Annotated in this window: 1 protein-coding gene; it reads right to left on the reverse strand. The window is 63.5% G+C overall.

Translation table 11 applies throughout. From position 1 onward, the window contains the following. Nucleotides 1–7: 7 nt before the first annotated feature. The gene (locus KY501_RS52850) at nt 8–820 is read right to left on the reverse strand and encodes an IS5 family transposase (protein ID WP_224373254.1); all 813 of its coding nucleotides are present in this window, start codon (nt 818–820) and stop codon (nt 8–10) included. Nucleotides 821–991 lie beyond the last annotated feature (171 nt).

The raw sequence follows: 991 nt of genomic DNA on the forward strand, positions 1-991 counted from the left end.
AAGGCATTCAGGCAAGGCGGCCCAGCATCAGTCGGATCATCCCCAGGTAGACGAAGGCTTCGGACGACTCCTCTTTTCGCTCGTAGTCTCTGGCCAGGCGTCGTTCTCGGCTCAGCCACCCAAGCGTCCTCTCCACGATCCAGCGCTTGGCCTGGACGACGAAGCCGGGAGTGTTGTCCGAGCGCTTCACGATCTCCACCTCGACACCGGCTTGCTGAGCGATGCTCGCCACACGAGGCCCCTCGTAGGCCGCATCGGCAAATACCTTCTTCAACGAGGGGAACTGCTCGGTGGCCAGCGGCAGTACGGCCGCCGCCGCGTCTCGGTCCTGAACATCGGCTGTGCTCATCCACGCCACCAGCACTAGTCCCAACGTGTCGACCAGCAGGTGGCGCTTGAGCCCCTTCACCTTCTTGTTGGCGTCATAGCCTCGGGCTTCCGCTTGGATGTCCGCCTTCACACTCTGGCTGTCGAGGATGGCTGCGGTGGGTTGCGGCGAGCGTCCCGCCTGCTTTCGGACCTTGCCGCGCAGCACGTCGTGGATGAGTTTGAGGGTGCCGTCCTTCTTCCACTGCCGGAAGTACGAGTAGACGCTCTGCCAATCGGGAAAGTCGTGCGGCAGGTAGCGCCACTGCACACCGGTGCGCGAGACGTAGAGGATGGCGTTGAGCACCTCGCGCCGGGGGTGCACCACCGGCTGCGGGCCGACGGGGTTGCCTCGGACGAAGGGTTCCACCAGTTCCCACTGGGCCTCGGTCAAATCCGAGGGGTAGTGCTTCCTGTCAGCCACCTGGGGCGTAGGGCTCATGGCCTGGGCCATAGAACGGGAGCGCGCTCCAGGCAACCCGCTTGGTAGGACTCGCAGTGTCCCACCTGACACAGCAACAATCCAGAGAAGGGACAGGCAGGCTGCCTGCACTTGCCTTGTACTAGGTTGGCTGCTGGGGAAACACTACAGGTTGAGCCTGCTCACCCAAGGTCAACACCCTCT

The sequence above is a fragment of the Hyalangium versicolor genome, from assembly GCF_020103695.1.
Taxonomy (GTDB): Bacteria; Myxococcota; Myxococcia; order Myxococcales; family Myxococcaceae; genus Hyalangium; species Hyalangium versicolor.